Genomic DNA, 20,133 nt, shown 5'->3' on the forward strand with positions numbered 1-20,133 from the left:
AGGGCATGTAAACATTAACCCTATGGGTAATTGTTTTTCATGCCCCTTTTGCTTTTATAGCGAGGAATATGTATGAAAAACGAAAAAAAGGTGATTAGAACTGCTTTTATAGGCGGTAAACAAATCGTAATCGGTGCTGTGTGGAAATGGGGGCCTTTGTTTAGCTCTTAATCTACATATTACTTATCCAGTAGGAAAATTCACCTACTGGGTGAGTTTTCTTTATTTACACACGGGGTTGTAAGATCACCAATATTTCTGCAACTGCGGGTGTATTGGGATCTTACAATCTCAAAATAAGGAGTGCCATTATGGCCTTGAATAAAATACACCAAGTAAAAGCGTTAGTAGCTCAAAATGGCGGTACGGAATTCAGTTTATTCTGCATACGGTGCACTTAGAGATGCTACAGAGCGCGGCACACGCCAACAACCATGCCCCAAAACGGGTAATGGTAGAACTAAGTTTCGCTTGTTTCCAGACTGGCAAGAAACAGGTGGCGGTTATCACAATGATTTTGGCGCAATGCCCGATGGAATTGAGATGCTGTCATGGTTCAACGACATGCCTAAAGGAAAAGTGTTAGATGACATTATTTCTATTTTAGGTGGTGATTTACGGGTTGTAAAACCCTCTACTGTAAAAAAGGTTACGGCACAACAATCTTCAGTTATACCGCCTGATGTCGCTGCTAAACGTAAAGCTATCATTAAGCGTATATGGGATGAATCACAACCGATAGAAAATACTATTGCTGAAACCTATCTACGTTATCGTGGGATCAAAGGTGACTTATCCCTTATGGGTAACAACCTAAGATTTCACCCGGCTCTTAGCTACAAAGAAGATGATTCTTCACCGTGGCAAAAGTTTCCGGGAATGCTCGCTATCTATAGAGATAAAGATGGTGTGCCATTAACGCTTCATAGAACATTTTTGAAGAGTGATGGTAGCGGTAAAGCAGATGTTAGTCGTCCTAAGATGATTTTAGCTCCACCTAGAGATATGCGCGGTGGCTATATTATGTTGGATAAACCTATTGATACAGCTTCAGGGAAATACATTGGCATCGCCGAAGGTATTGAAACTGCGTTAAGTGTCCGTGAAGCATCGGGTTGCCCAATGTGGGTAGGCTATTCTGACCGTTTAATGGAAATGGTAAATATACCGTTAGATGTGAAGATGGTTATACCTTGGGTTGATTTAGAACCAAGTGGAGCAGGGGTTCGAGTTTGGTAAAAATTTATCAGAACGTCTTGCGAAACAGTCTTGCGAAACCTTCCCTCAAGTACCGAACAACATGGATCAGCCTAAAGCTGATTGGAATGATGTTTATGTTCAAAAAGGTGCGGCAGGATTTGACACTATTTTCAATAAAGAAATTAGTGTCAATACAGGTGTGGAGATAAACGTATGAATACAATCACTGTTGTCTCACAAACTGGCTCACAAATAATCCCGAGCATCGGCTCACTACTCGAATCACTGGAAAAATCAGGTGTTACGGTGGAGAGTCATTGTCGTGAGGGTTTTTGTGGCGCTTGTAGAATAAAGAAAACCAAAGGAGAAGTTGAGTATTTTGACAATCCAATTGGCTACGCAGGAGAAAATGAAGTTTTAGTTTGCTGTAGTAAAGCTAAGACTGACATTGAAATAGACATTCGGTAGTTAACGCTACCGAGTGTTGCCTCTTTTGCTTTGATAAATGTACCAATTTTTTACCAATGATGAATCTTTTCATCGACCGCCTGCTAGCGGAATACAAACTTGCGGGATTTTCTTTACCGAAAATCTGACAGTTTATGATTTCATAAACTAACGCGAAAGCGATAAAAAATAACGAGTCCATTGACTCACAATCGGCGCAAGCCATTTTAACCCATAAGGGGTGTATACACACATCCCTTACGGGCTTGGTGTATCCACTCCATTAGGAGATTGCTATGCAATTACATCAAGCACTTAAAGTACAAGCAGCACAACGTCTTAACTCTGGTTCTGGCACCCCTAAATCTGTAGCTCGTCGATATAAAATCACCGAAAAGCAGGCTGTTAAATTCCAGAAGGACTTTAATCAGGGGAAATTAATCAAAAAGGGCCGTAACTGGAATCCTGACTGGGATCGTCCGGGTGTTATATCACACCCTGTTGATCGTGAGGTCATGGTTGATTTGCTAAATGGAAATGAAAAAGATGAATATGCTTTAACCGGTATATTTGATAGTGAATTCGACGGTCATAACGGACTCTACCATATTGAATGGAAAGAAGATGATTGGGCGATAGTTGAAGGTATTCCTTACAGAATGCTTGAAATTATGCGCGACTCGAAACCTGATAGCCCACTTTATCGTGAGGCTGTTGAGTGGATAGAATCTGAATTCTTCGGTGAAATATGCAAAATGATGAATATTGACAGTGAAAAGCTGTTATATGAAGCGTTGTGTATTACCAAAGCCGAACTTTAACCAACCTATAGGGTGCTATTTCACGACCTATAGGTTGTGTTATGGCATTCCTTATTATTTATTATTGAGGAATTTAGCCATGAATGCTAAAAGTTTTATTAAAAGAGCGAAAGCTCTAGCAAACGTAATGACGCAAACAAAAAATGTAGAAGTAACCGTATCTGGCACTGGCGCATATCGCTTACCTGGAGCTATCAATATTCCAAATGGTGATTTTAGTGACAGTGATTGGGTAGCTATGGTACACGGTTGGATTGATCATGAGTTAGGTCATGAAGCCCATACTAAGCATGATGTATTTATTGCTGCTGCGCGTGAAAGCATGGTAATGAAAAATATGCTTAATTGCATTGAAGACATCAGAATGGAAAAAGTGGTTGGTGAAAATTTTATTGGTGCAAAGAAGAACTTATCTCGATTAGCTGAATTAGCTATTGAAAGAGAGTTGTTTGTTGACCCTGATAAAATTCAAGACCTTTCACCATTAGGTGCTCTTTCTGCTTTTTGTTTGTATTACGGACGTTACCAAGTAATAGGTCAACCATGTTTAAGTGACTATGCCAACAAAGCATATAACTTATTGGTTGACCTACTGGGTAATAAAATATCAGACAAAGTAAAGTCATTAGTTGGCTCAGTTGAGAAAGCGAGAAGTACGTCCGATGCTTATGATATTGCAAAGGCTATTCTTACTTTCCGGAAGATGAATTGGAAGATGACTCTAACGATGATAGCGAAAGCTCTGATTCTGACGGTGACTCTAACGATGATAGCGAAAGCTCTGATTCTGACGGTGACTCTAACGATGATGGCGAAAGCTCTGACTCTGACGGTGATTCTAACGATGATAGCGAAAGCTCTGATTCTGACGGTGACTCTAACGATGATGGCGAAAGCTCTGATTCTGACGGTGACTCTAACGATGATGGCGAAAGCTCTGACTCTGACGGTGATTCTAACGATGATAGCGAAAGCTCTGATTCTGACGGTGACTCTAACGATGATGGCGAAAGCTCTAAACCTGATATCATAAAAGCTATTCAAGCAATACTAAGTAGTGATGAACAAATAGAGGACTTTCACCAAAAACTTGCTGAATTTATTGGCGAAGATTCTAAGGATTCAGCTTGTAGTGGGGAAGGTTTTAACCATGTACATCGCTCCAAGGAAACCTATCATAAAGAAACTATGGTAGATGTTGATTTAGCAAAAAAAATGTCTGGTGGGTTATTCAGGGTTTTGCAAAAAACACTGTTTGATCGTGCAGCTACTAACACTGTATTCAAAAAAACAGGTAAACGTATTGAGAATAGAAAGTTGTCTGGAATATCACAAGGTCGCTTTAATGTATTTAAACATAAAAGTGAACAACGTGATATTACTTCGGCTGTTAGTGTTTTAGTGGATGTATCATCATCTATGACACAAGCGAGAATGATTAGTGCTAATACATCAGCATTAGCCTTAACTAAAGCGCTTAGTAGGTTAGGCGTAAAGGTCGAGGTGGCAACATTTGGTAGGTCAGACGGTCGCGGGCTAATTAATGGCATTATCAAAGCGTTTGATGATCGATATGTTAAAGATTCTAACTTTGGAACTATTTCACGAGGCGGCACACCGACTGGTGACTCAATGGCGAAAGCTATCGAGGATCTTCTGCTTCGTTCAGAGACAAACAAAATATTATTTGTTTTAACTGACGGTGAACCCGTTAATGCTAATACTGTACGATATGCTACATCAATCGCACAAGAATTAGATATTAAAGTAATTCCTGTAGGCTTAGATGTTAAGACTGTAGGCGGCTTTGCAAATGACGATGTTGTCTTTTGCCAAGACGCTAGCGACATCATCAGAGCTATTAAAGACGGCGTTCAAAGAAAGCTGTTTAATTAACCCCAATGGGTCATGTTTCACCCATTGGGTGTTTCATGATCTCATTATTTAAAAATATGGAAACATTATGATTAAAAATGAGTATGTAGAGGTTCGCAACAAACGCAATACAGTAATTGTGAGAGCTAAAAGCGGAAAGCAAATAGATCGCTTATTAAAAAAACTTGGTATGTTTAACTTATTAGGTGAAAGCCTAAATAAAGTAAATCTCGTTACAAGTTTTAACCTGCCGCTAGGTACTATATTTCAAGGTGAAATATAGTTCTAAGTGGTATTAACTTACTGCCCCACAAGGGAATTCATCCTTTGTGGGTGATTTCCTTTGTTTTTTAAGGAAATATATATGAACAACAAAATACATTATTTAACAGGTGTTTTATTTATTAATGAAAAAAACATTATGTTATGTGTTGACCAATTTGGAAATGAAGCGGCGTTACATCAAGACGGTGAATTTTCAGAATGGCACCTGTCAAATTACATTACGCGAAATGATGATGTTTTAATAACGTCACCTTCATCATGTTATTTTTGGGAGTTGAAAAAATACCCTGAAGGATATGATGGAACGCGAATTGTCAGTAATTGTTATTAATAGAAACAGTAAGGAAAAACGATGAAATATTTTTTTATTAAAATAGAAATACAATCCGGCGAAAGCCAAAAATCTTGCACAGCACTTGTTTGTGATATAAATGAAGAAGCAGCCAAAAAAACGGCTCTTATTAATGAATGTCACGGTGAAATAGGTGAGAATGCACAGTGGACAAGTAATGGTATTTCCGATTTGGGAGATGAATTTCATTATTCTGTTAGTTCGTGTGTTGAAGTAAAACCAGAGCATGTTGATGTTCTAAAGTTATATCTTAATCATGTGTAACTATTTTACTTTTGCAACAATCAACCTAATTAAAGCTATCCTTTTGGATAGCTTTTTTTTTGCCTAAAATTCAGCAAAAAGTATTAGAAGACAAAAAATAAGCGGCCTAGTAAAGATAAGCCCGACCATAAAGAGATAAAATACAGTTTTATTAATAAAGTTAAGCGAGGTGTTGTAATGGGTATGGATATGGATTTTTTAACGATGATAGCCTTTTTAGGTGTAATAGTCATGGGTGTTATTGCCAGTAAGCATAAAAAATCAAATGACAATGGTAACGACGACGACAGTGAATAAACAGTGAAATTAACAAAGATAAACCGTAGTAGCTCAGAAGAGTTGGCGCTAGAAGGGGCTGACGTGCTCGGTGGTGACTATCAAGCGAATCTAGCTGCCTTGTATCAGCGGTTTAACGTTAAGTGCCACTGCTCACACGAACAAGCTGTGACAATGCACATAAGAAAAATGCAGTCGTCAGGTTTGTTCTTTTTAGCAGATAACCCAACAAGTCCTTTGCACCATAATAATTGCGAGTTTTATAGTGCGAGAAAAAACATAGAATTAACTCCTGGTGTAGAACAAAAGATAAGGCCGTTTGAGCTAACAACACAATTTAGTGACAAGTTAGTAATGGGTGGGCAAACAAGAAAAATTAACTCAAGCAATAAAAAAATGCATCCGAGAAATGTTATGTCGGGGCTTGAGGGGTTATTTGTTACATTAATTAGCAACGCCTTTTGTGATTATAGCTTTGGCGGGTTCGTTAGCATTAAAGATGTTATTACGCGCATCAAAAACAATAAGTCGAATGCAAAAATAAAAACGGGTGAAGCTGATTTAGTCTCTAATATTTATTTTGGCCAAAAAGGAATTGATTACGCAAAGACTAAGGTTAAACATGCGTGCACTAAACCTAACGACACTAACGAACAACCAATATCGCTTTGGTTTGGTTTAGTAACTGATGTAGGTGATGATTATATTATGTTTAGTAATAAACGCCTATCTTGCCTTGGAATGTATCAACCACATAAAGCCAGTGGACCTTATTTAGCGATGGGAACGATCATCAAAGATTGTAAGACTGATTTTAAACAAATACTGCTCATACCTGTCGTGTCTAAGTCGATTGTACTTCCTGTTTACAGTGAGTTACAAAGAGAAAAGGTGTTGGCGTTACAAAAATGGGTTTATGGTCGTAATCGTAGTGGTAAATATCGTTTTTATATTCAAAAACCACTCAAGCCAATCGTTGATGAGGGAAAAATTGTATTAGCAGATTTATTGGTGGTTAGTAAAAACAAGGCTACGGGAGATAAAATCGTACTTGCATTAGCCGGACGAAATACTGCACGTATATCATTAGTCTATGACAGTGAAACAATTAAATTAAAGCATGTAAATGTTGAGGTTGTTAGCCAGTATTTCAGTCGGTTGTTGACTGAGAAGCGTAAGAATTCAGCTTTGATGCGCGAATAAAAAAGTATGGGATGATAGGGTTAAATCAACAGAAGGAATAGTCAAAATGGTAGGTATATTTAAGTGTTTGAGTGCGTTTTTTACTGTGCTTTTTTTGTTTTGTGGCGTTTTTCGTTACCTCGCTTTTACCCGTTTCGGAATCTTGGGCGATGGTTTTAGAGGGGCGTAGCATCTGTCTTTTGAAAATGAAATATAGAAACATATTCAAAGGAGATTAGAAAAAGATGTAATAAAATACTGTTTTTATTCAAGGTGATTGATTAATATTAAATTTAAAGAAGGAATGTTTTATGTTCAAAAATAGACTTGATTCGTGTTTAGACGTTATTAATTTTGACGATAAGAAACTGAGTTTTTTTACTTTAACTGGAAAAGTGATTGAAACAAAACGTACAACTAGAACGAGTACAACAACGACTGGAGGTGGTGGCTATATAGGAAAGTACGGCGGCCATATTTCTAACACTAAAACAACGACAAATACAGTTGTTGAAGACACGATCTGGTTTCTTATGGAAAATGGAGAGGAGGGCAAAATACATATAAATGATTATGATGTAAGAAAAGGAGAAACATTAAGCATTGTTTACTGCGGTTTATCAACGAAAACTTCAGGTATGCCCGCGATGGTGATTAATCATAGCGATGGCAGCATGAGGAATATGAGTGTTTTATCTGCGTTAATTAAAGCTAAGGAAATCACTTACTCTGGAAATAAAGTACATGGTTTTATTTCATTTACCCTAATTCCTCTAGTGGCTATAATCACTACGGTTAACATGAGCTCCTCGCATATGCCTATAGGCGAAGGCATTTTTTTGCTGCCGGATTATCTGTGCTCTTCGGTTCTATTTTGTTCGCCATAATCAACCCACAAAAAAGGCAGTTTAAAAGGTTTTATGCTCACGTTGATAGAATGTCAGAAAAAGTCGGCAGAAATAAAAGCTATCAATAGTGAAATTAAAAAAGAGGAAGCTAACGCGGCAATTATAGAAGCTGAAGAACAACCCGTTAATTCTTTGGTGGACGAGATAGATAAATTACATAAATTGAAGATTGATGGCGTAATTAGTGATGAAGAGTTTGTATCTTTTAAGGAAAAATTAATCACTAACTCTTAATTTTTTAACCCGTATAATCAGATACGATGATTGATTATATTTGATTTTTAACAAGCGAACAGCCCTAATAAGGGCTTTAAGGTGTAGAAGATGGATAGCAAAACAAAAAAGTTAGCGAAAAAACTAAAAGAATGTACTGAATCAGGCCCTATTGAATATCCTGATCAATATAAATACGCTGTTGACCTATGTAAAGAAGTTGAAAGAGATTTTGACGAAACAAATCATATGCCGCCTAAAATGAAAGATGATTGGAATGATTTGAAAGAAAAAATAAACGAGTATGATTAACATAGCGTTTAACAACGCATTACTTTTTATTGCCCTGGTATAGCCGCTAGTTTTATAGGGGCTAAATACCGTTTTTCACATCCAATAATAAAGATACTCTATCTTTTTCTGTTTTAACCTTATTGAGTGTTTTATATCTAGTTTAAAAATACTTAAAGATGTTGATGGGGTGATGGCGTTAATTTTTGTCATAATACCATCCATTACAATGGCATTTATGATATTTATCACGGTTGCATTTATAACATCTAAATATGAGCAACCAAAAAAATTAATAGATTTTAATTTAGGAATAAATCATGTGGTTTATAACTACTGGACATAATAAAGTTAGGTTTTATTTACCAAATGGCTCAACGGTTTTGGTAAATAAAATTGAGTGGATTAATGAAATAAAAACAGAAAAAATGGAATATTATTCTAGCGAACCTTTTGTTAAAGATCCGCAACAGGCTATTTCTGCTTTATATGAAGCGGGTGTAAAAGGGTATTCAACCAAGCTAAAGGCTAAAGAGTTTGCTAAAACGCTACCTATCGGCACTTGGAAATATTTGCAACTCAAATAATTTAAAGATTAGCAGCCTAAAATAGCGTCGTCTTGATATTTATAGCGCTCGATACAATATATCTTATACCCTTTTAGCTTTGTATGGTCATATTTTATTAATCCGTAACAATATATTTGCCATTTTTATTTATTATGTGAAATTCATTTTTGCAATTTCTTTAACGCTTTTATCGCCAATTTTGATGTTTCCACTTAACGATATCCCTTTACTAAATGAGATGCCTTTAGCAAAACTCGTATTGAAGTATATAGGTTCGATTATTTTAAACATTCCATCGTAAGTGCTGTTTAAAATCAACTCCATCGAAACATCGGTTTCTAATTGGCCATCGCGGGGAAGGCCACCAATACAGGCTATGAACAATGTTCATAGTCATAGTAAAACAATAAGCGTGAATTTTATTTGTTTCATATTATTTTCTCACAAAAATCTATGGCAAAAAAATACTTGCCGTTGATGGCTCGATAAGGCCAATCATCGTTAAAGTTACGGCTGTAGCAATCACTAAACCATATAGAAAAGCTGATTTCGAATATTTCGAATACTTGACATTGTTTCGTTTATTGCGAATAATATAAAGGTTATTAATTAATAGAGATAAATATTATGGAAACTATACAAACATTACCCAGTGCTGAGGAAGTTGCATTAGCTAAAATCTCTAGCCAAGAACTATCTGCGATCCTGCCCGTAGATGGTCATGCAAGTACATTTGATATCACATCAGCCGATGGTGAGGTTCATAAGATCACAATCCCATCAGGTGCTTTAAAGCTAATGGTTGAGGTATTAACTCAACTTGGTCAAGGTAATGTTGTCAATATAACACCTATTCATGCAGAGCTAACAACTCAGGAAGGCGCTGATATTTTAAATATTTCCAGACCTACTTTTATCAAATTACTCGATTCTGGTGTTGTTCCTCACAGCAGAACAGGTAACCGAAGAAAAATTGCTTTTACTGAAATCATGAAATACAAAGAAAAACTTGAAACTCAAAGATTGCAATCTTTGAATACGCTATCTGAATTAGATCAGGATATTCAAGGCATGGGTTATTAATGTCTAATTATACCGTCTTATTTGATGCTTGCGTGATGTATCCGGCTCCTTTACGAAGTTATTTGATGTATCTCGCCAATACAGGGCTGTTTCGAGCAAAGTGGTCCGAACAAATTCATGATGAATGGATCAGAAACTTACTTAAAAATAACCCACAAATCAATCCTGAACAACTTGAACGTGTAAGGGTTTTAATGAATGAAAATGTATTAGATTCTGTTGTTGAAGGTTATGAGCATATAATAGATGGCCTCGAATTACCTGATGAAGATGATCGTCATGTATTAGCTGCAGCTATACAAGGAAATGCTGAGACAATTGTAACCTTCAACCTAAAAGATTTTCCGAATGACTATCTTGATAGGTATGATATTAGAGCTATTCACCCCGATGAATTTTTATCCGATCTATATTCAATTGATCTTGGCTCTATCCTAAAAGCGGCACAGAACCATATCAACAGTCTTAAAAAGCCCCCATTTACAGCAACAGAGTACTTGGATTGTTTACAGAAGCAGAAATTACCAAACTTTGTTTCTCTTTTGCGTCCTATGTCAGCTTTAATTAAAAACAATTAAATTTACATTTTACCAGGTTACTACCTAATTAATCATTCACTCAAAGCTGTACTTGTTGCGGCTTTTTGCGCCTAAATTTTATCTATTTTGTATCACTACAATGTCACTACACATTTTTAACACCGCATTAGGAAACACCTGTTACCAATAGAAACAAAATAATAGGGAAACGCTTGTTTTCTGTTTCCCTTTGCTTTTTTTTGGCTTATACTTAGTTTATCAATAATTATAGAATTAAAAGGTTTCTCATGACTGAATCAAAAGTCACTTTTGAACGAGTGTCTAGTGTTGCACTAGATATGATCACAAACGGTGTAAAAGTTACAGTTAGGGGGTTCTCAATGTTACAGGAGGAAAAACCGAAACTGTTTCTGGTTATCTAAGGGACTTCAATGACAAGAGAGATGCCGAAGTTTTAAAAATGGCTGATGAACTAGGTTCTGGTACCATCGCTTCATTACTGGCAAATGAAATACAAATTATTGTTGACAGAAAAACAAAATCATTGAGTGACATTGTAGAGAGACAAAAAACTGAAATAGCAGAGTTTATTGAGCTACTTAATGAAAAAGAGACTGAATGTACTCATAAGATAGAGCTTGCTCAAGCACAAAGCGTCCAGGCTATCAGTGATGCCACCGACAGAATAAAAGCGGCTACAGATAAAATTGAAGCGGCAGAGTCAGCGAGGGTGATTGCAGAACAAGAGTTGGGCAAAGTGATCGACACGACAAGCGAAATAGAAAACACCAAAAAAGAAGCACAATCTCGGATTGAAGCGGCAGAGCAAAAAGCAGCCACATTGATTGATTCGGCTAAAAGTGAGGCAAACGCATTAGTTAGTGCGGCTAACACGCAAATTGATAAAGCCGAATCTGAAACAAAAATATTGAGGCAGCAAGTGAAAGATTTTACTGTTGAGCAGGCCAAGCATGAAATTGCACAAGCGCAATTTGAACAAACCAAATCAGCTATGAGTCAATTGCAAACAGATATTGCCGATAGAAAAACACTAATTGTGCAGTTACAAACGGAGCAAAACGCTTTTATCAAAGATACAAAACGATTAGAGGCAGAGTTAGTTACCGCAAAAGAAACCGAGTCAAAATTGAGTACAGCTCAGGCACAACTTGTTGAGTTACAGAAGCAGCTTTCACAGGCGCAACACGATTTATCACAATCTGAACGTGAAATAAGCTCATTATCACAGGCTTTGGCATCTAAGAAATAATACAACACCCAGTATATACATTACATTAAGAGGGCTGAGTGTCGGAACTAATACAAATAAAGAATGGTGCAATTTACCCTGTAGGAAAAATACTTAACAAATCTTTATAGAACTCAACACCTGTAAGGTTGTTATTTTTTACGACATTGAAAAAATCATCATTGCAGTAAATGAGGTTCGCCCCCTCCATTTTTGATTTGAATATAGGTTTATTTTTAACATCTGATTCAATAAAGACTAAAGAGTGTAAGCCATGCTCAAAACCATCCGAATATTTAACTTCAGTTAAGCTTATATCCTCATTACCAAAAGTTAATAAATTAAAAAGTATCATTAACCCTCTATTGGTTTTTACTTCTATAAACTCACCAAAGTCTTGTATCAAAGGTTTTAATATTTCAAATGCCGAGGGTTTAAAGACAACAAAAGTCCCCAAAACATTAATATCAAAATCATCACTAAGCGCTTCCTGATTAAACTCACAATCAAATGAGCCGGAAAATAATGATGTAAAGCTTGTGTTTGAGTAAGCCTGAGACATCAATATTTTTATTATGTCATTTAATGACGTAGAAGACGTTTCAGCAATTTTATTGGCAATAGAAATAGTGTCTAAGTCTAATGCGTCAACACTCATTTTAGGTTTTGAAATACGGTATACCATTAGATCCCTTTCCATAATTCTGTATTTGGCTCAAAAATTTGTGGTGGTAAAGTTCCTGTTTTTATATGAGTTTTAACAACCTTAAGCGAATTGATAAACTCGGTCTTGTTGTTATTGTTCTGCTGACCTAAAGTTCGACCTATCCATGTTTCATAATTTCTTCTATGTATTTTTCTATGAGGAGGAGCATCGGGTGTAGCCCAGTCAAACTCTTTATTATGGAGAAAATTAATTAACCAAGTTCCATTGAAAGGGTCATTTATACCAACACCGGCTAGGTGTAAATTTAATCTTGCTGCTAATATTGCTCTTATGTCAAATCGACCTTTACCAGGTATAATATGGTGCGCCTCATGGGCTGGTGTTGGTTTTGGTTCGCCGATAGCAAAAAGAAATGTGGCTAATTTATTTGTTGGGTGGTGCGCTTCTTTCGATAACGAGCTTAAATCAGATTGATTAGAATCCTCCCGATACTTTTTTAAATAAGATTGGGCCACCCCAATTGATTCAATTCTTTTTTCTCTGATTGAAGATGTTTATAATCAGTTTTTAGTCTATTTGTTAATTCAGTTGAATTATCAGACTTCATCTTTTTATCATAATAAGCTTTCGCTTTTAATTCGAAATTATAAATAGCAAGTTCAAGCGCTGAGGGATCATTTGTCCTTGATGGGTGCGGGTAATTTTGCATCGATTTTGAATGCATAATATCTTCCTTGATAAGTGTATATGATTTTGACTATTAATATTATTAAAGGTAGGCAGCTTATGCAAGCCCAATAGAAAGAAATCACACATTCAAGGCAGCATGTTAACCAACGGTTGTTTATTCATGTCTTCAGTTGCCTTGTCTTTTTTACGAGAACGAGAGAGTTTTGCTTTTCCCCAAGCATCGAGAAACACTGCTTCTAGGGCGCTTTTTACTATATCGACATCATCTTTATTAAGTCGCTGAATTAACCATTCTAATCTACGCTCAATAGAAACAGGATTGTTTATATCATTTGGTTTATTGGTGATAGCTTCCGAAGGTAGGGTGTTATAATATTCACGTTCAGTGATCAAGTATTCCAATACATCATCTAAATTAGCAAAATCGTTATTATGTTTAATCTGATTAAGCTTATTGAGTGCATAAGTAGAGATCCCAATTTTAGTGTAATTAGAGTTTTTTCTATATTTATAACCTCTAAATCTTGCCCGCATTTTGACAAATTCACCGGGTTCGACGATAAATTTCATTAACCAGAAACTATCATCTCGTCCAACTTCTGAAAATTCATTGACCATCACTGACACTGCATTTTCATCAATGGGAAATCTAAGCGGTTTAAGATTATTTATTATTGTAGTGATAATATTTTTCTTATTTTCACTGATGTAACTTTTCCAAACGGCCAACTCTTCTTTTTTGTGCTTTTTCATAACAAAACCAATAATCATCACGACCAACGATTTTTATACAGTAGCATACTACCCTGTATAATTAAAACTAAAATATCGTTATTCGTCACGATGTCAATCTATGTAAATATGTATTTAAAAAGGCTAGCTTTTGACAGAAGGGCGGTTTTGAATTTTTATGTGTAGAAATAAGGAAGTTTGCTTAAAGGTTCATTTCGAGGGAATGGGCGCGGCCCCCTAAAAGGGGTTTTGTGCCCATCCCCTCGAAATCGGCATCAAGGTCATTATTTAATCAATTAGTTGAGGTATGATTATGAAAAAATAATTTAAAGGCTTTCCACTATCTCTGATCAACAAACAAAACGTATTCAAATACTCACATCGTCTGAAATTAATGAACTTTATGCTTTACCAAACTTTAGTCGGACTGACGTGGTCAACCACGTCAATTGCCACATTCGAGACATTAGTATTTAAACTGTTTCGTTGATTTGAATTAGATTATGTATCGATAATGACCACTTAAGCGGACAAAAACTGTTAGTTATAATGTGGAGTGAATCGAAACCTAACTAACTGTTTTATTAATTTAAATTATTTGTTAACACTACGTATCCAACATATCCCATTCTTCACCAAGTACCCGGCGTAATGCAGACACTTTTCCATTTAACATACCCCACTCAAAGTCGTCCCTACCAAGGTTTTCTATACCGAATTTTGTTTCCACTTTCTTTGCAGAAGCTAGAGCACCTTTCCAGATTTCAGGGTCAACTTTTTCACCATGAAACTCGACTTTATACCTCAAGTTTAAGTGGCGGTTATACCAAACCTTTTGAATCATATCGTCTATTTCTATTAGAATTGCGTCCACACTCCGATTATAATCGTGCTCATGCATGTTTAGAGTATAATTTTTGAATTCGCCATAATCAGCCGCTAATAACTCTAATTTCTCAGAATAAAAATTTAGCTTATGTTCTTGTTGAGCAAAGAAAGCCAATTGCTCTTCTTTTGTTAGTTCTAAATCGAGATACTCTAACCTTATTCCATAATTTGACGGCTGATCAAGGATGCTACTTACTCTCTCAAGGTGAAATACCGTCACCTCAAAATCAACAAGATTCTCTAACTCATGACGCTGAGACAAGGTCAGCTCCTGATTTGTAATAAATACGACACCTTGGGCATTATTTTTAATCACGCCTTCAGTATCCCCCATAAATTTACTTTTTATTTCAGAAAATGATTTCTGCCCACGAGGAAAATATACCGCTCCGACATATTTGTTAGAGCTTTTAGCACAGAGGATATCTTTTCCACCATCGCGACCTCCTAGAGGGTGAGATGGATCAACAGAGTGGTACTGCTCGGATTTAAGAATATGAGCCGATATTCTTTCTGCTGCTTTCTGACCTTTTGTCCAATTTTGTAAGCGAAACCAAGTTTCGTCGCCTTCAGATGATCTTCTATTGCTCAACGGAGACTCCATATATGTGTAATACCAACGCCCAAATATCCGACTAATGAATGGTTGATTGTTTGATAAGGGGTAATTAACATAAATATTGTTCTAAATCCGAAAGGCGACGATGTAATTTCGCTTTCGTTTTAAACTTATCTCTTAGCAGCATATTATAAATATGCTTTTCTCCTATGATAATATCACAATATTGGGATGCTAAAGCAACTCCTCCCCAGTCCATCAAATCATTTGATGTAGGGTTATAGTTTGGGTTTTTCAATACTTGCTTATTTAAGTGGATTTCCAGTGCTCTTGAAGGCATAAAATTAAGAATTTGACTAATTCTTTCTTTCCCTAATGCCATAAACAATTCAAACTCGATCTCCCAATATTCGAGGACTTCGGATAAAGGCTCCTCTATATCCGCTAATGCCATTGCATCAAGGGTATCTTGCCACTGTCCTTTTGGAACAGTACTACACATTTTACTAACTTTTGTTAAGTGGTCTTTAAAATCTTCATTATGTTCAGTTTTATGAAATCCACCAATTTTTTTTCCGCCTACTTGTTCGCCTGTTAAAATTGCACGTTCCATAAATTCTGGAATGTCAACATTTAATTTTTCACCGTAAGCGTGCTGAACACCTTTACCGAAAAGTTGAAAGTATCGTGGCTTAATAATTGGGAAATTTGATTTCAGTGCTCTTTCTATTTCATTTATTACAATTGATTTATATGAAGCTAATGTTACACCTTTTGAGTACTTAAACATTACCTCTCCTAATCTATTTCTTCTACCTTCATTAGAAATAGTACTAGTTTCAATATAATGTGCATTTGAGAGTGGAAAAACAATGTCACCCGTTCGTACTTTATCGTTTAATCTTTCAAGTAAAATTACTGAACTATCAGATGTATCCTTACCATGATGTATTTTTGCTAAATCAATCCATATATTTTGATCTAGATATATGTGCATGCAGACTACTCCTTGCCGCCTAACTTATTATGTAGACGTCTCATTAACTCCCACCTACTTGATAGTTGAATAAATTAACTCAAAACTCTTTAATTTCAAAGCTTTATTGCATTATTGTAGAAGTTTTCATGGGCAGCTCAGGTTATTCTTGATACGTCTCAGTATAACCTGTTAAAGAAATATCATAATAATAACTTTGTTTTCAAATACTTAAGATGGTGGCGTACTGGTCGGTGTGTGTTATTTAGAAGTATCCCTCACACACATGATTTATTCATTAACCTCATATATGGTCTCCTCCCGTATTGCAAGGTTTAACTCATCGATAACAGGGACAGGATTGCTGTCATATATACGGTCTTTTAATGAAGTTTAGTGCTTCTGACCTCGATGTATTACGCGCATATTGTCCTTATCAGCTCGTCGAACTCATAGTTCTTTGAGGTTATCAGGTTTTCAATATGCAGGTTTTACCTGTTATGTCATCGTTTCGTTCTACCCACGCAATTCGTTGAAGAGTGGTTTACTTATACTGCTGAGTATCCCTCACCAGAGACGGTAATAGCCCAAGCCATTCTCGCCATTTTGTTGGCATAAGCTACACATGCTCGGTTATGCCCCCGAGTTTGAACAAGTCGGTTTATCCATTGACTTAATTTATCATTTTTCGTTTTTGCTCTTGAAACAACGGCCTTAGCTCCCTGAATTAATAAACACCTTAGATAACTATTTCCTCGTTTACTTATCCCTAGTAAAGTATCTTTACCGCCACTGCTGTGTTGTCGGGGGACTATACCTAATGATGCTGAAACATCACGACCTCGTTGATAATTACTCCCATTACCAACTTCATTAAAATAGGCGCTTGATACCATAGGACCAAACCCTGGTATTGTTTGAATTCGCTGACAAATAGTATTGCTTTTTACTGTCTCAACAATTAATTTACCATACTCTTCAATACAAGAATCCAATACGTTTAATTGCGTTTGTAGTTGCCTAAGTATGGTTTTAAACGCCCCTGATAATGACTTGGTTTCATCATTTAACATTAAGGTGATATTTTTGCGTATATTGTTTACACCTTGGTTTAAAATAATGCCATATTCAGCGATTAGCCCTCTGATTTGGTTACATAGTGCAGTTCTTTGTCTAACGGCTAACTCTCTCGCTTTGTGCTGTGCTTGATTATCTTGCTGCTCAATTGTTTTAATTCCAACACTATTAATATGTGGTTGTTTAGCTGCAACAGCAATTGCTAGCGCATCGTTATAATCATTTTTATTGCCAATTAAAAAAGCTTTCACATGTTGAGGTGGAATAAGCTTTACCTTATGACCACACTTTTGTATTTCTCTTGCCCAAAAGTGGGAAGTTGCACAAGCTTCTAAAGCAACTAAACAAGATGGATGGTTTTGAAAGAATGCCAATACTTGTACTCGTTTTAACATTTTCTTTCTAACTAAGCGTCCTTGGTCATTGCAACAGACAACATGAAAAAATCTTTTTGCTATATCTAACCCAATTGTTGTAATCTTCATCTTGGTCTTCTCCTATTTTGATTGTATGTAATAACTTCAATCATGGCACATAGATGCCGTTTGGGAGGAGACCATCACATCAGCTCGGGATAAAAATTGAACTAATTGCCTGTTCCACGATCCGATCTTTCGACCAAGAAAAAACAGAAAGATAATAAGGAACAGGCATGAATAAACTAGTTGAAATATTCTGTGATGTCGATGATTTTTGCCGCGTATTTATTCCACAGTGGGAAAAACAGTTAATTGCTGATGGTAATATCAAGCGAAAACGATCATGTCGTATGACTATGAGCGAAATAATGACTGTCCTTATCGCTTTTCATACATCAAATCATCGCGACTTTAAAAATTATTATAAAGGTTTTATCGCTAAATTTTACCATTCACATTTCCCTAATTTATTGAGCTACACTCGATTTTTAGAAGTGATGCCTAAAGCTATTGTTCCGCTTTCTAGCTACTTTTCAATACTTAAAGGTGAATCTACAGGTATTGAGTTCATTGACTCTACAAGTATAAAAGTATGTCATAACTTGAGAATACCTAGACACAAAACATTTGACGGTATAGCCGAACGCGGCAAAGGAACAATGGGTTGGTTTTATGGATTCAAACTGCACTTAGTCACTAACTTTAAAGGTGAAATAGTTGATGCTAAATTAACTACTGGCAATGTGCACGACACAAAACCTGTATTAGAATTAGCAAAAAATCTCAAAGGAAAATTGTACGCTGATAAAGGCTACATTAGTAAAAAGTTAACAGCCAACTTAAAAGCAAAAGGTGTCGATTTGATAACAACGGTTCGCAGTAATATGAAAGCCAAAGCTATGTCATTATGGGATAGAGCAATGCTATCTGAGGTCCGGCCGGGAAAAGTGTTGAATTTAGCCACTAATCTTGTAATCGGTTGAAATATATTGGATTATTAAACTAAAAGTTCGAAGGCCATTGGCTTGCTTTGTTAGGTCTATCTCAAAACTTCCCTGTCTTCCTAAGTGTTCAGTGTGATAAGGCGAAAAAGCAGCCATGTGCTCTCGAGTAATATTATACCCTTCCGACTTTAATTGGTTAAAGACTTCAGTCATCGCATTTACATTGTACAAAATCGCAAAGTTAGCCAGTAAAGTGCCTGTTTCGTGTGTAATGGGTTTTCATATTTTAGAAAGGCTATTACACCAATATGGGTAGCTTTATTTTAGGAGAGTTTTTTCGTTTGTAAACATGAGGAGTTTGAAGTCCAACGGTACGATAACGCACTAAGATCACTTTGTTAAGTTAGCCCTTTTATATACTTCCATTTTTAGGATTATTTAACTAAAAACAGAAGTAGAATAGCACATATTATATTAATGGTTAATTTTAAAGGGTCGGCTACTTCCGCTTCTAACATATCCACATATTCTCGTTGTTTAGACTTCATTATTTATCAAAGAAAAATACTGACTTGTATGAAGGTGCTATATTAGGGAATGAGTCAATTTTCAATTTAACCTTTTTATGAATCATCTATTTCTTAGTAATCACTACGTTTTATATATTGGAAGTAGTTTTGACACAATTTTGCATCGACATCATGCGGCTCAAGTATGCATCGGATTAAACAATACATTTCAATTGATAGATAAGAACGGGTTATCAGAAACTTTTGAAGCAGTTGTTATAGCAGCTAATGCTGATCATAGGTTAGTAGCCCCTGATACGATCATTGCTACATTATTTTTGGACATTCAAAGTAATCCTTATCAAACTATATCTAAACAATATGGCTTATGTGAAAGTAAACCTTTCAAGTCGTTAAGTTTTTCGAAAGAACTTATTATCGAATTAGGTAACATTCAGTTTAAGGGGATATTTAAGGAGTCAGCGAAAAAAATCATCGATGAGCTAATCATTCCTTCCTCTTCAAATATCAGAATTGATCCGCGCGTAAGAGAAGTATTACGACAATTGAACACGTGTATAGATAGCCAGATCCCTCTAAGTGAATTGGCCCAAAGTGTACATATATCGCCCAGTCGATTAGCGCATCTTTTAAAGAGGAAGTTGGGACACCTATTCGTCGTTATTCACTGTGGTGTCGAATTCGTAGCGCTATGGAATTTGCAGTTAAGCAATGTTCTTTAACAGATGGTGCACATCACGGTGGCTTTACAGACTCAGCTCACTTTTCTAAAGTATTTAAACAAATGTATGGTATTTCTCCCTCCAAGATTGTTAATAGACAAATACCAGTAACAGTTATTTTTCAATGATATAATCTTATCAGAAATGATTTTGGTATCTTTAATTTTTGTAGTATACCAATAAACATAATCCAGATAATAAGAACAATGGATGCAATATAATGCCATGAAAAACTGAAATATCAGCAATAAAACCGTGAAAAAAAGTAGCCAAAATTATAATTATAGCCGTAAAAAGCAATAACATATTGGTTAAAAGTCTTTTCATTATTTCACCTACTAACTTGATGTATAGTTAGTTATAGAATGTCAGAGA

Annotated in this window: 28 protein-coding genes and 2 pseudogenes; 21 read left to right on the forward strand and 9 right to left on the reverse strand. The window is 36.0% G+C overall.

From position 1 onward, the window contains the following. The first annotated feature begins 357 nt into the window (after positions 1-357). The 14 genes from L3081_RS24365 (at position 358) to L3081_RS24430 (ending at position 8,701) form a co-directional block, all read left to right on the forward strand. A complete protein-coding gene (locus tag L3081_RS24365) occupies positions 358-1,239 on the forward strand; it encodes a DUF7146 domain-containing protein (protein WP_242289030.1) in 882 nt (293 codons plus the stop codon). Then, entirely contained in the window at positions 1,214-1,417 is a 204-nt protein-coding gene (locus L3081_RS24370; RefSeq protein WP_242289032.1) for a hypothetical protein, read from the forward strand. Before L3081_RS24365 ends, L3081_RS24370 begins: the two co-directional genes overlap by 26 nt. Then, positions 1,414-1,668, forward strand: a complete 255-nt coding sequence (gene yfaE, locus L3081_RS24375; RefSeq protein WP_242289034.1) for a class I ribonucleotide reductase maintenance protein YfaE — start codon at positions 1,414-1,416, stop codon at positions 1,666-1,668. Before L3081_RS24370 ends, yfaE begins: the two co-directional genes overlap by 4 nt. A 275-nt stretch (positions 1,669-1,943) precedes the next feature. Then, a complete protein-coding gene (locus tag L3081_RS24380) occupies positions 1,944-2,468 on the forward strand; it encodes a hypothetical protein (RefSeq protein ID WP_242289036.1) in 525 nt (174 codons plus the stop codon). 79 nt (positions 2,469-2,547) lie between these two features. Further along, on the forward strand, positions 2,548-3,501 hold the full coding sequence (locus L3081_RS24385; protein ID WP_242289038.1) for a hypothetical protein: 954 nt from the start codon (positions 2,548-2,550) through the stop codon (positions 3,499-3,501). Positions 3,502-3,683: 182 nt separating this feature from the next. Further along, on the forward strand, positions 3,684-4,364 hold the full coding sequence (locus L3081_RS24390; protein ID WP_242289491.1) for a cobaltochelatase CobT-related protein: 681 nt from the start codon (positions 3,684-3,686) through the stop codon (positions 4,362-4,364). A gap of 67 nt (positions 4,365-4,431) precedes the next feature. Further along, on the forward strand, positions 4,432-4,626 hold the full coding sequence (locus tag L3081_RS24395; protein ID WP_242289040.1) for a hypothetical protein: 195 nt from the start codon (positions 4,432-4,434) through the stop codon (positions 4,624-4,626). Positions 4,627-4,707: 81 nt separating this feature from the next. Beyond that, on the forward strand, positions 4,708-4,959 hold the full coding sequence (locus tag L3081_RS24400) for a hypothetical protein (protein ID WP_242289042.1): 252 nt from the start codon (positions 4,708-4,710) through the stop codon (positions 4,957-4,959). 21 nt (positions 4,960-4,980) lie between these two features. Continuing rightward, complete coding sequence (locus tag L3081_RS24405) at positions 4,981-5,244, forward strand: hypothetical protein (protein ID WP_242289044.1); 264 nt, start codon at positions 4,981-4,983, stop codon at positions 5,242-5,244. A gap of 300 nt (positions 5,245-5,544) precedes the next feature. Beyond that, entirely contained in the window at positions 5,545-6,723 is a 1,179-nt protein-coding gene (locus L3081_RS24410) for a hypothetical protein (protein WP_242289046.1), read from the forward strand. 290 nt (positions 6,724-7,013) lie between these two features. Further along, on the forward strand, positions 7,014-7,589 hold the full coding sequence (locus L3081_RS24415; protein ID WP_242289048.1) for a hypothetical protein: 576 nt from the start codon (positions 7,014-7,016) through the stop codon (positions 7,587-7,589). A gap of 33 nt (positions 7,590-7,622) precedes the next feature. Then, entirely contained in the window at positions 7,623-7,844 is a 222-nt protein-coding gene (locus L3081_RS24420) for a hypothetical protein (protein WP_242289050.1), read from the forward strand. A gap of 90 nt (positions 7,845-7,934) precedes the next feature. Further along, positions 7,935-8,135, forward strand: coding sequence for a hypothetical protein (locus L3081_RS24425; RefSeq protein WP_242289052.1), 201 nt, complete (start codon positions 7,935-7,937; stop codon positions 8,133-8,135). A gap of 299 nt (positions 8,136-8,434) precedes the next feature. Continuing rightward, positions 8,435-8,701 carry a hypothetical protein gene (locus L3081_RS24430; protein WP_242289054.1) on the forward strand — a complete coding sequence of 89 codons (267 nt, stop codon included), beginning with the start codon at positions 8,435-8,437 and terminating at the stop codon, positions 8,699-8,701. Between the two features lie 132 nt (positions 8,702-8,833). Here the strand turns inward: L3081_RS24430 and L3081_RS24435 are convergent, their stop codons facing one another. Further along, a complete protein-coding gene (locus L3081_RS24435) occupies positions 8,834-9,067 on the reverse strand; it encodes a hypothetical protein (RefSeq protein ID WP_242289056.1) in 234 nt (77 codons plus the stop codon). A 243-nt stretch (positions 9,068-9,310) separates the two neighbouring features. Here L3081_RS24435 and L3081_RS24440 point away from each other — a divergent pair, with 243 nt between their 5' ends. The 4 genes from L3081_RS24440 to L3081_RS24450 all read left to right on the forward strand — a co-directional run bounded on the left by L3081_RS24440 (position 9,311) and on the right by L3081_RS24450 (position 11,575). Further along, the gene (locus L3081_RS24440; RefSeq protein WP_242289058.1) at positions 9,311-9,766 is read left to right on the forward strand and encodes an excisionase family DNA-binding protein; all 456 of its coding nucleotides are present in this window, start codon (positions 9,311-9,313) and stop codon (positions 9,764-9,766) included. Next, a complete protein-coding gene (locus tag L3081_RS24445) occupies positions 9,766-10,344 on the forward strand; it encodes a PIN domain-containing protein (RefSeq protein ID WP_242289060.1) in 579 nt (192 codons plus the stop codon). Before L3081_RS24440 ends, L3081_RS24445 begins: the two co-directional genes overlap by 1 nt. Before the next feature lie 248 nt (positions 10,345-10,592). After that, positions 10,593-10,727 carry a hypothetical protein gene (locus L3081_RS27540; protein WP_274620746.1) on the forward strand — a complete coding sequence of 45 codons (135 nt, stop codon included), beginning with the start codon at positions 10,593-10,595 and terminating at the stop codon, positions 10,725-10,727. A gap of 38 nt (positions 10,728-10,765) precedes the next feature. Next, positions 10,766-11,575, forward strand: coding sequence for a coiled-coil domain-containing protein (locus L3081_RS24450; protein ID WP_242289062.1), 810 nt, complete (start codon positions 10,766-10,768; stop codon positions 11,573-11,575). 73 nt (positions 11,576-11,648) lie between these two features. Here the strand turns inward: L3081_RS24450 and L3081_RS24455 are convergent, their stop codons facing one another. The 7 genes from L3081_RS24455 to L3081_RS24485 all read right to left on the reverse strand — a co-directional run bounded on the left by L3081_RS24455 (position 11,649) and on the right by L3081_RS24485 (position 17,628). Beyond that, positions 11,649-12,239 carry a hypothetical protein gene (locus L3081_RS24455; RefSeq protein WP_242289064.1) on the reverse strand — a complete coding sequence of 197 codons (591 nt, stop codon included), beginning with the start codon at positions 12,237-12,239 and terminating at the stop codon, positions 11,649-11,651. Further along, positions 12,239-12,736: an AHH domain-containing protein gene (locus tag L3081_RS28775; protein WP_242289066.1), complete on the reverse strand. Its 498-nt coding sequence runs from the start codon at positions 12,734-12,736 to the stop codon at positions 12,239-12,241. The genes L3081_RS24455 and L3081_RS28775 overlap by 1 nt, the downstream gene beginning before the upstream one ends. Next, a complete protein-coding gene (locus L3081_RS24465; RefSeq protein ID WP_242289068.1) occupies positions 12,718-12,945 on the reverse strand; it encodes a hypothetical protein in 228 nt (75 codons plus the stop codon). The genes L3081_RS28775 and L3081_RS24465 overlap by 19 nt, the downstream gene beginning before the upstream one ends. A 92-nt stretch (positions 12,946-13,037) precedes the next feature. Further along, on the reverse strand, positions 13,038-13,685 hold the full coding sequence (locus tag L3081_RS24470) for a hypothetical protein (protein WP_242289070.1): 648 nt from the start codon (positions 13,683-13,685) through the stop codon (positions 13,038-13,040). A 565-nt stretch (positions 13,686-14,250) separates the two neighbouring features. Continuing rightward, the gene (locus tag L3081_RS24475; protein ID WP_242289072.1) at positions 14,251-15,123 is read right to left on the reverse strand and encodes a hypothetical protein; all 873 of its coding nucleotides are present in this window, start codon (positions 15,121-15,123) and stop codon (positions 14,251-14,253) included. A gap of 76 nt (positions 15,124-15,199) precedes the next feature. Further along, entirely contained in the window at positions 15,200-16,087 is an 888-nt protein-coding gene (locus L3081_RS24480) for a hypothetical protein (RefSeq protein ID WP_242289074.1), read from the reverse strand. 527 nt (positions 16,088-16,614) lie between these two features. Beyond that, complete coding sequence (locus L3081_RS24485; protein ID WP_242289076.1) at positions 16,615-17,628, reverse strand: IS110 family RNA-guided transposase; 1,014 nt, start codon at positions 17,626-17,628, stop codon at positions 16,615-16,617. Positions 17,629-17,795: 167 nt separating this feature from the next. Between L3081_RS24485 and L3081_RS24490 the strand changes: the two are divergent. Beyond that, positions 17,796-18,491: pseudogene (locus L3081_RS24490) on the forward strand (IS982 family transposase); the annotation flags it as partial. A gap of 27 nt (positions 18,492-18,518) precedes the next feature. Here the strand turns inward: L3081_RS24490 and L3081_RS24495 are convergent. Next, positions 18,519-18,758 (reverse strand): annotated as a pseudogene (locus tag L3081_RS24495) (Tn3 family transposase); the annotation flags it as partial. A 436-nt stretch (positions 18,759-19,194) separates the two neighbouring features. Between L3081_RS24495 and L3081_RS24500 the strand changes: the two are divergent. Then, positions 19,195-19,758 carry a hypothetical protein gene (locus L3081_RS24500; protein ID WP_242289080.1) on the forward strand — a complete coding sequence of 188 codons (564 nt, stop codon included), beginning with the start codon at positions 19,195-19,197 and terminating at the stop codon, positions 19,756-19,758. Beyond that, on the forward strand, positions 19,704-19,886 hold the full coding sequence (locus tag L3081_RS29290; RefSeq protein WP_420839791.1) for a helix-turn-helix domain-containing protein: 183 nt from the start codon (positions 19,704-19,706) through the stop codon (positions 19,884-19,886). The genes L3081_RS24500 and L3081_RS29290 overlap by 55 nt, the downstream gene beginning before the upstream one ends. Positions 19,887-20,133: the final 247 nt, after the last annotated feature.

The organism is Colwellia maritima, assembly GCF_022669015.1.
GTDB classification, from domain to species: domain Bacteria; phylum Pseudomonadota; class Gammaproteobacteria; order Enterobacterales; family Alteromonadaceae; genus Colwellia; species Colwellia maritima.

Bases quoted from the DNA above. Each gene is read 5' to 3' on its own strand.
- L3081_RS24365 (WP_242289030.1), top strand. From the start codon at position 358: ATGGCGGTACGGAATTCAGTTTATTCTGCATACGGTGCACTTAGAGAT.
- yfaE (WP_242289034.1), top strand. From the start codon at position 1,414: ATGAATACAATCACTGTTGTCTCACAAACTGGCTCACAAATAATCCCG.
- L3081_RS24380 (WP_242289036.1), top strand. From the start codon at position 1,944: ATGCAATTACATCAAGCACTTAAAGTACAAGCAGCACAACGTCTTAAC.
- L3081_RS24385 (WP_242289038.1), top strand. From the start codon at position 2,548: ATGAATGCTAAAAGTTTTATTAAAAGAGCGAAAGCTCTAGCAAACGTA.
- L3081_RS24390 (WP_242289491.1), top strand. From the start codon at position 3,684: ATGTCTGGTGGGTTATTCAGGGTTTTGCAAAAAACACTGTTTGATCGT.
- L3081_RS24395 (WP_242289040.1), top strand. From the start codon at position 4,432: ATGATTAAAAATGAGTATGTAGAGGTTCGCAACAAACGCAATACAGTA.
- L3081_RS24400 (WP_242289042.1), top strand. From the start codon at position 4,708: ATGAACAACAAAATACATTATTTAACAGGTGTTTTATTTATTAATGAA.
- L3081_RS24405 (WP_242289044.1), top strand. From the start codon at position 4,981: ATGAAATATTTTTTTATTAAAATAGAAATACAATCCGGCGAAAGCCAA.
- L3081_RS24415 (WP_242289048.1), top strand. From the start codon at position 7,014: ATGTTCAAAAATAGACTTGATTCGTGTTTAGACGTTATTAATTTTGAC.
- L3081_RS24420 (WP_242289050.1), top strand. From the start codon at position 7,623: ATGCTCACGTTGATAGAATGTCAGAAAAAGTCGGCAGAAATAAAAGCT.
- L3081_RS24425 (WP_242289052.1), top strand. From the start codon at position 7,935: ATGGATAGCAAAACAAAAAAGTTAGCGAAAAAACTAAAAGAATGTACT.
- L3081_RS24430 (WP_242289054.1), top strand. From the start codon at position 8,435: ATGTGGTTTATAACTACTGGACATAATAAAGTTAGGTTTTATTTACCA.
- L3081_RS24440 (WP_242289058.1), top strand. From the start codon at position 9,311: ATGGAAACTATACAAACATTACCCAGTGCTGAGGAAGTTGCATTAGCT.
- L3081_RS24445 (WP_242289060.1), top strand. From the start codon at position 9,766: ATGTCTAATTATACCGTCTTATTTGATGCTTGCGTGATGTATCCGGCT.
- L3081_RS27540 (WP_274620746.1), top strand. From the start codon at position 10,593: ATGACTGAATCAAAAGTCACTTTTGAACGAGTGTCTAGTGTTGCACTA.
- L3081_RS24450 (WP_242289062.1), top strand. From the start codon at position 10,766: ATGGCTGATGAACTAGGTTCTGGTACCATCGCTTCATTACTGGCAAAT.
- L3081_RS24455 (WP_242289064.1), bottom strand. From the start codon at position 12,239: ATGGTATACCGTATTTCAAAACCTAAAATGAGTGTTGACGCATTAGAC.
- L3081_RS24465 (WP_242289068.1), bottom strand. From the start codon at position 12,945: ATGCATTCAAAATCGATGCAAAATTACCCGCACCCATCAAGGACAAAT.
- L3081_RS24480 (WP_242289074.1), bottom strand. From the start codon at position 16,087: ATGCACATATATCTAGATCAAAATATATGGATTGATTTAGCAAAAATA.
- L3081_RS24485 (WP_242289076.1), bottom strand. From the start codon at position 17,628: ATGAAGATTACAACAATTGGGTTAGATATAGCAAAAAGATTTTTTCAT.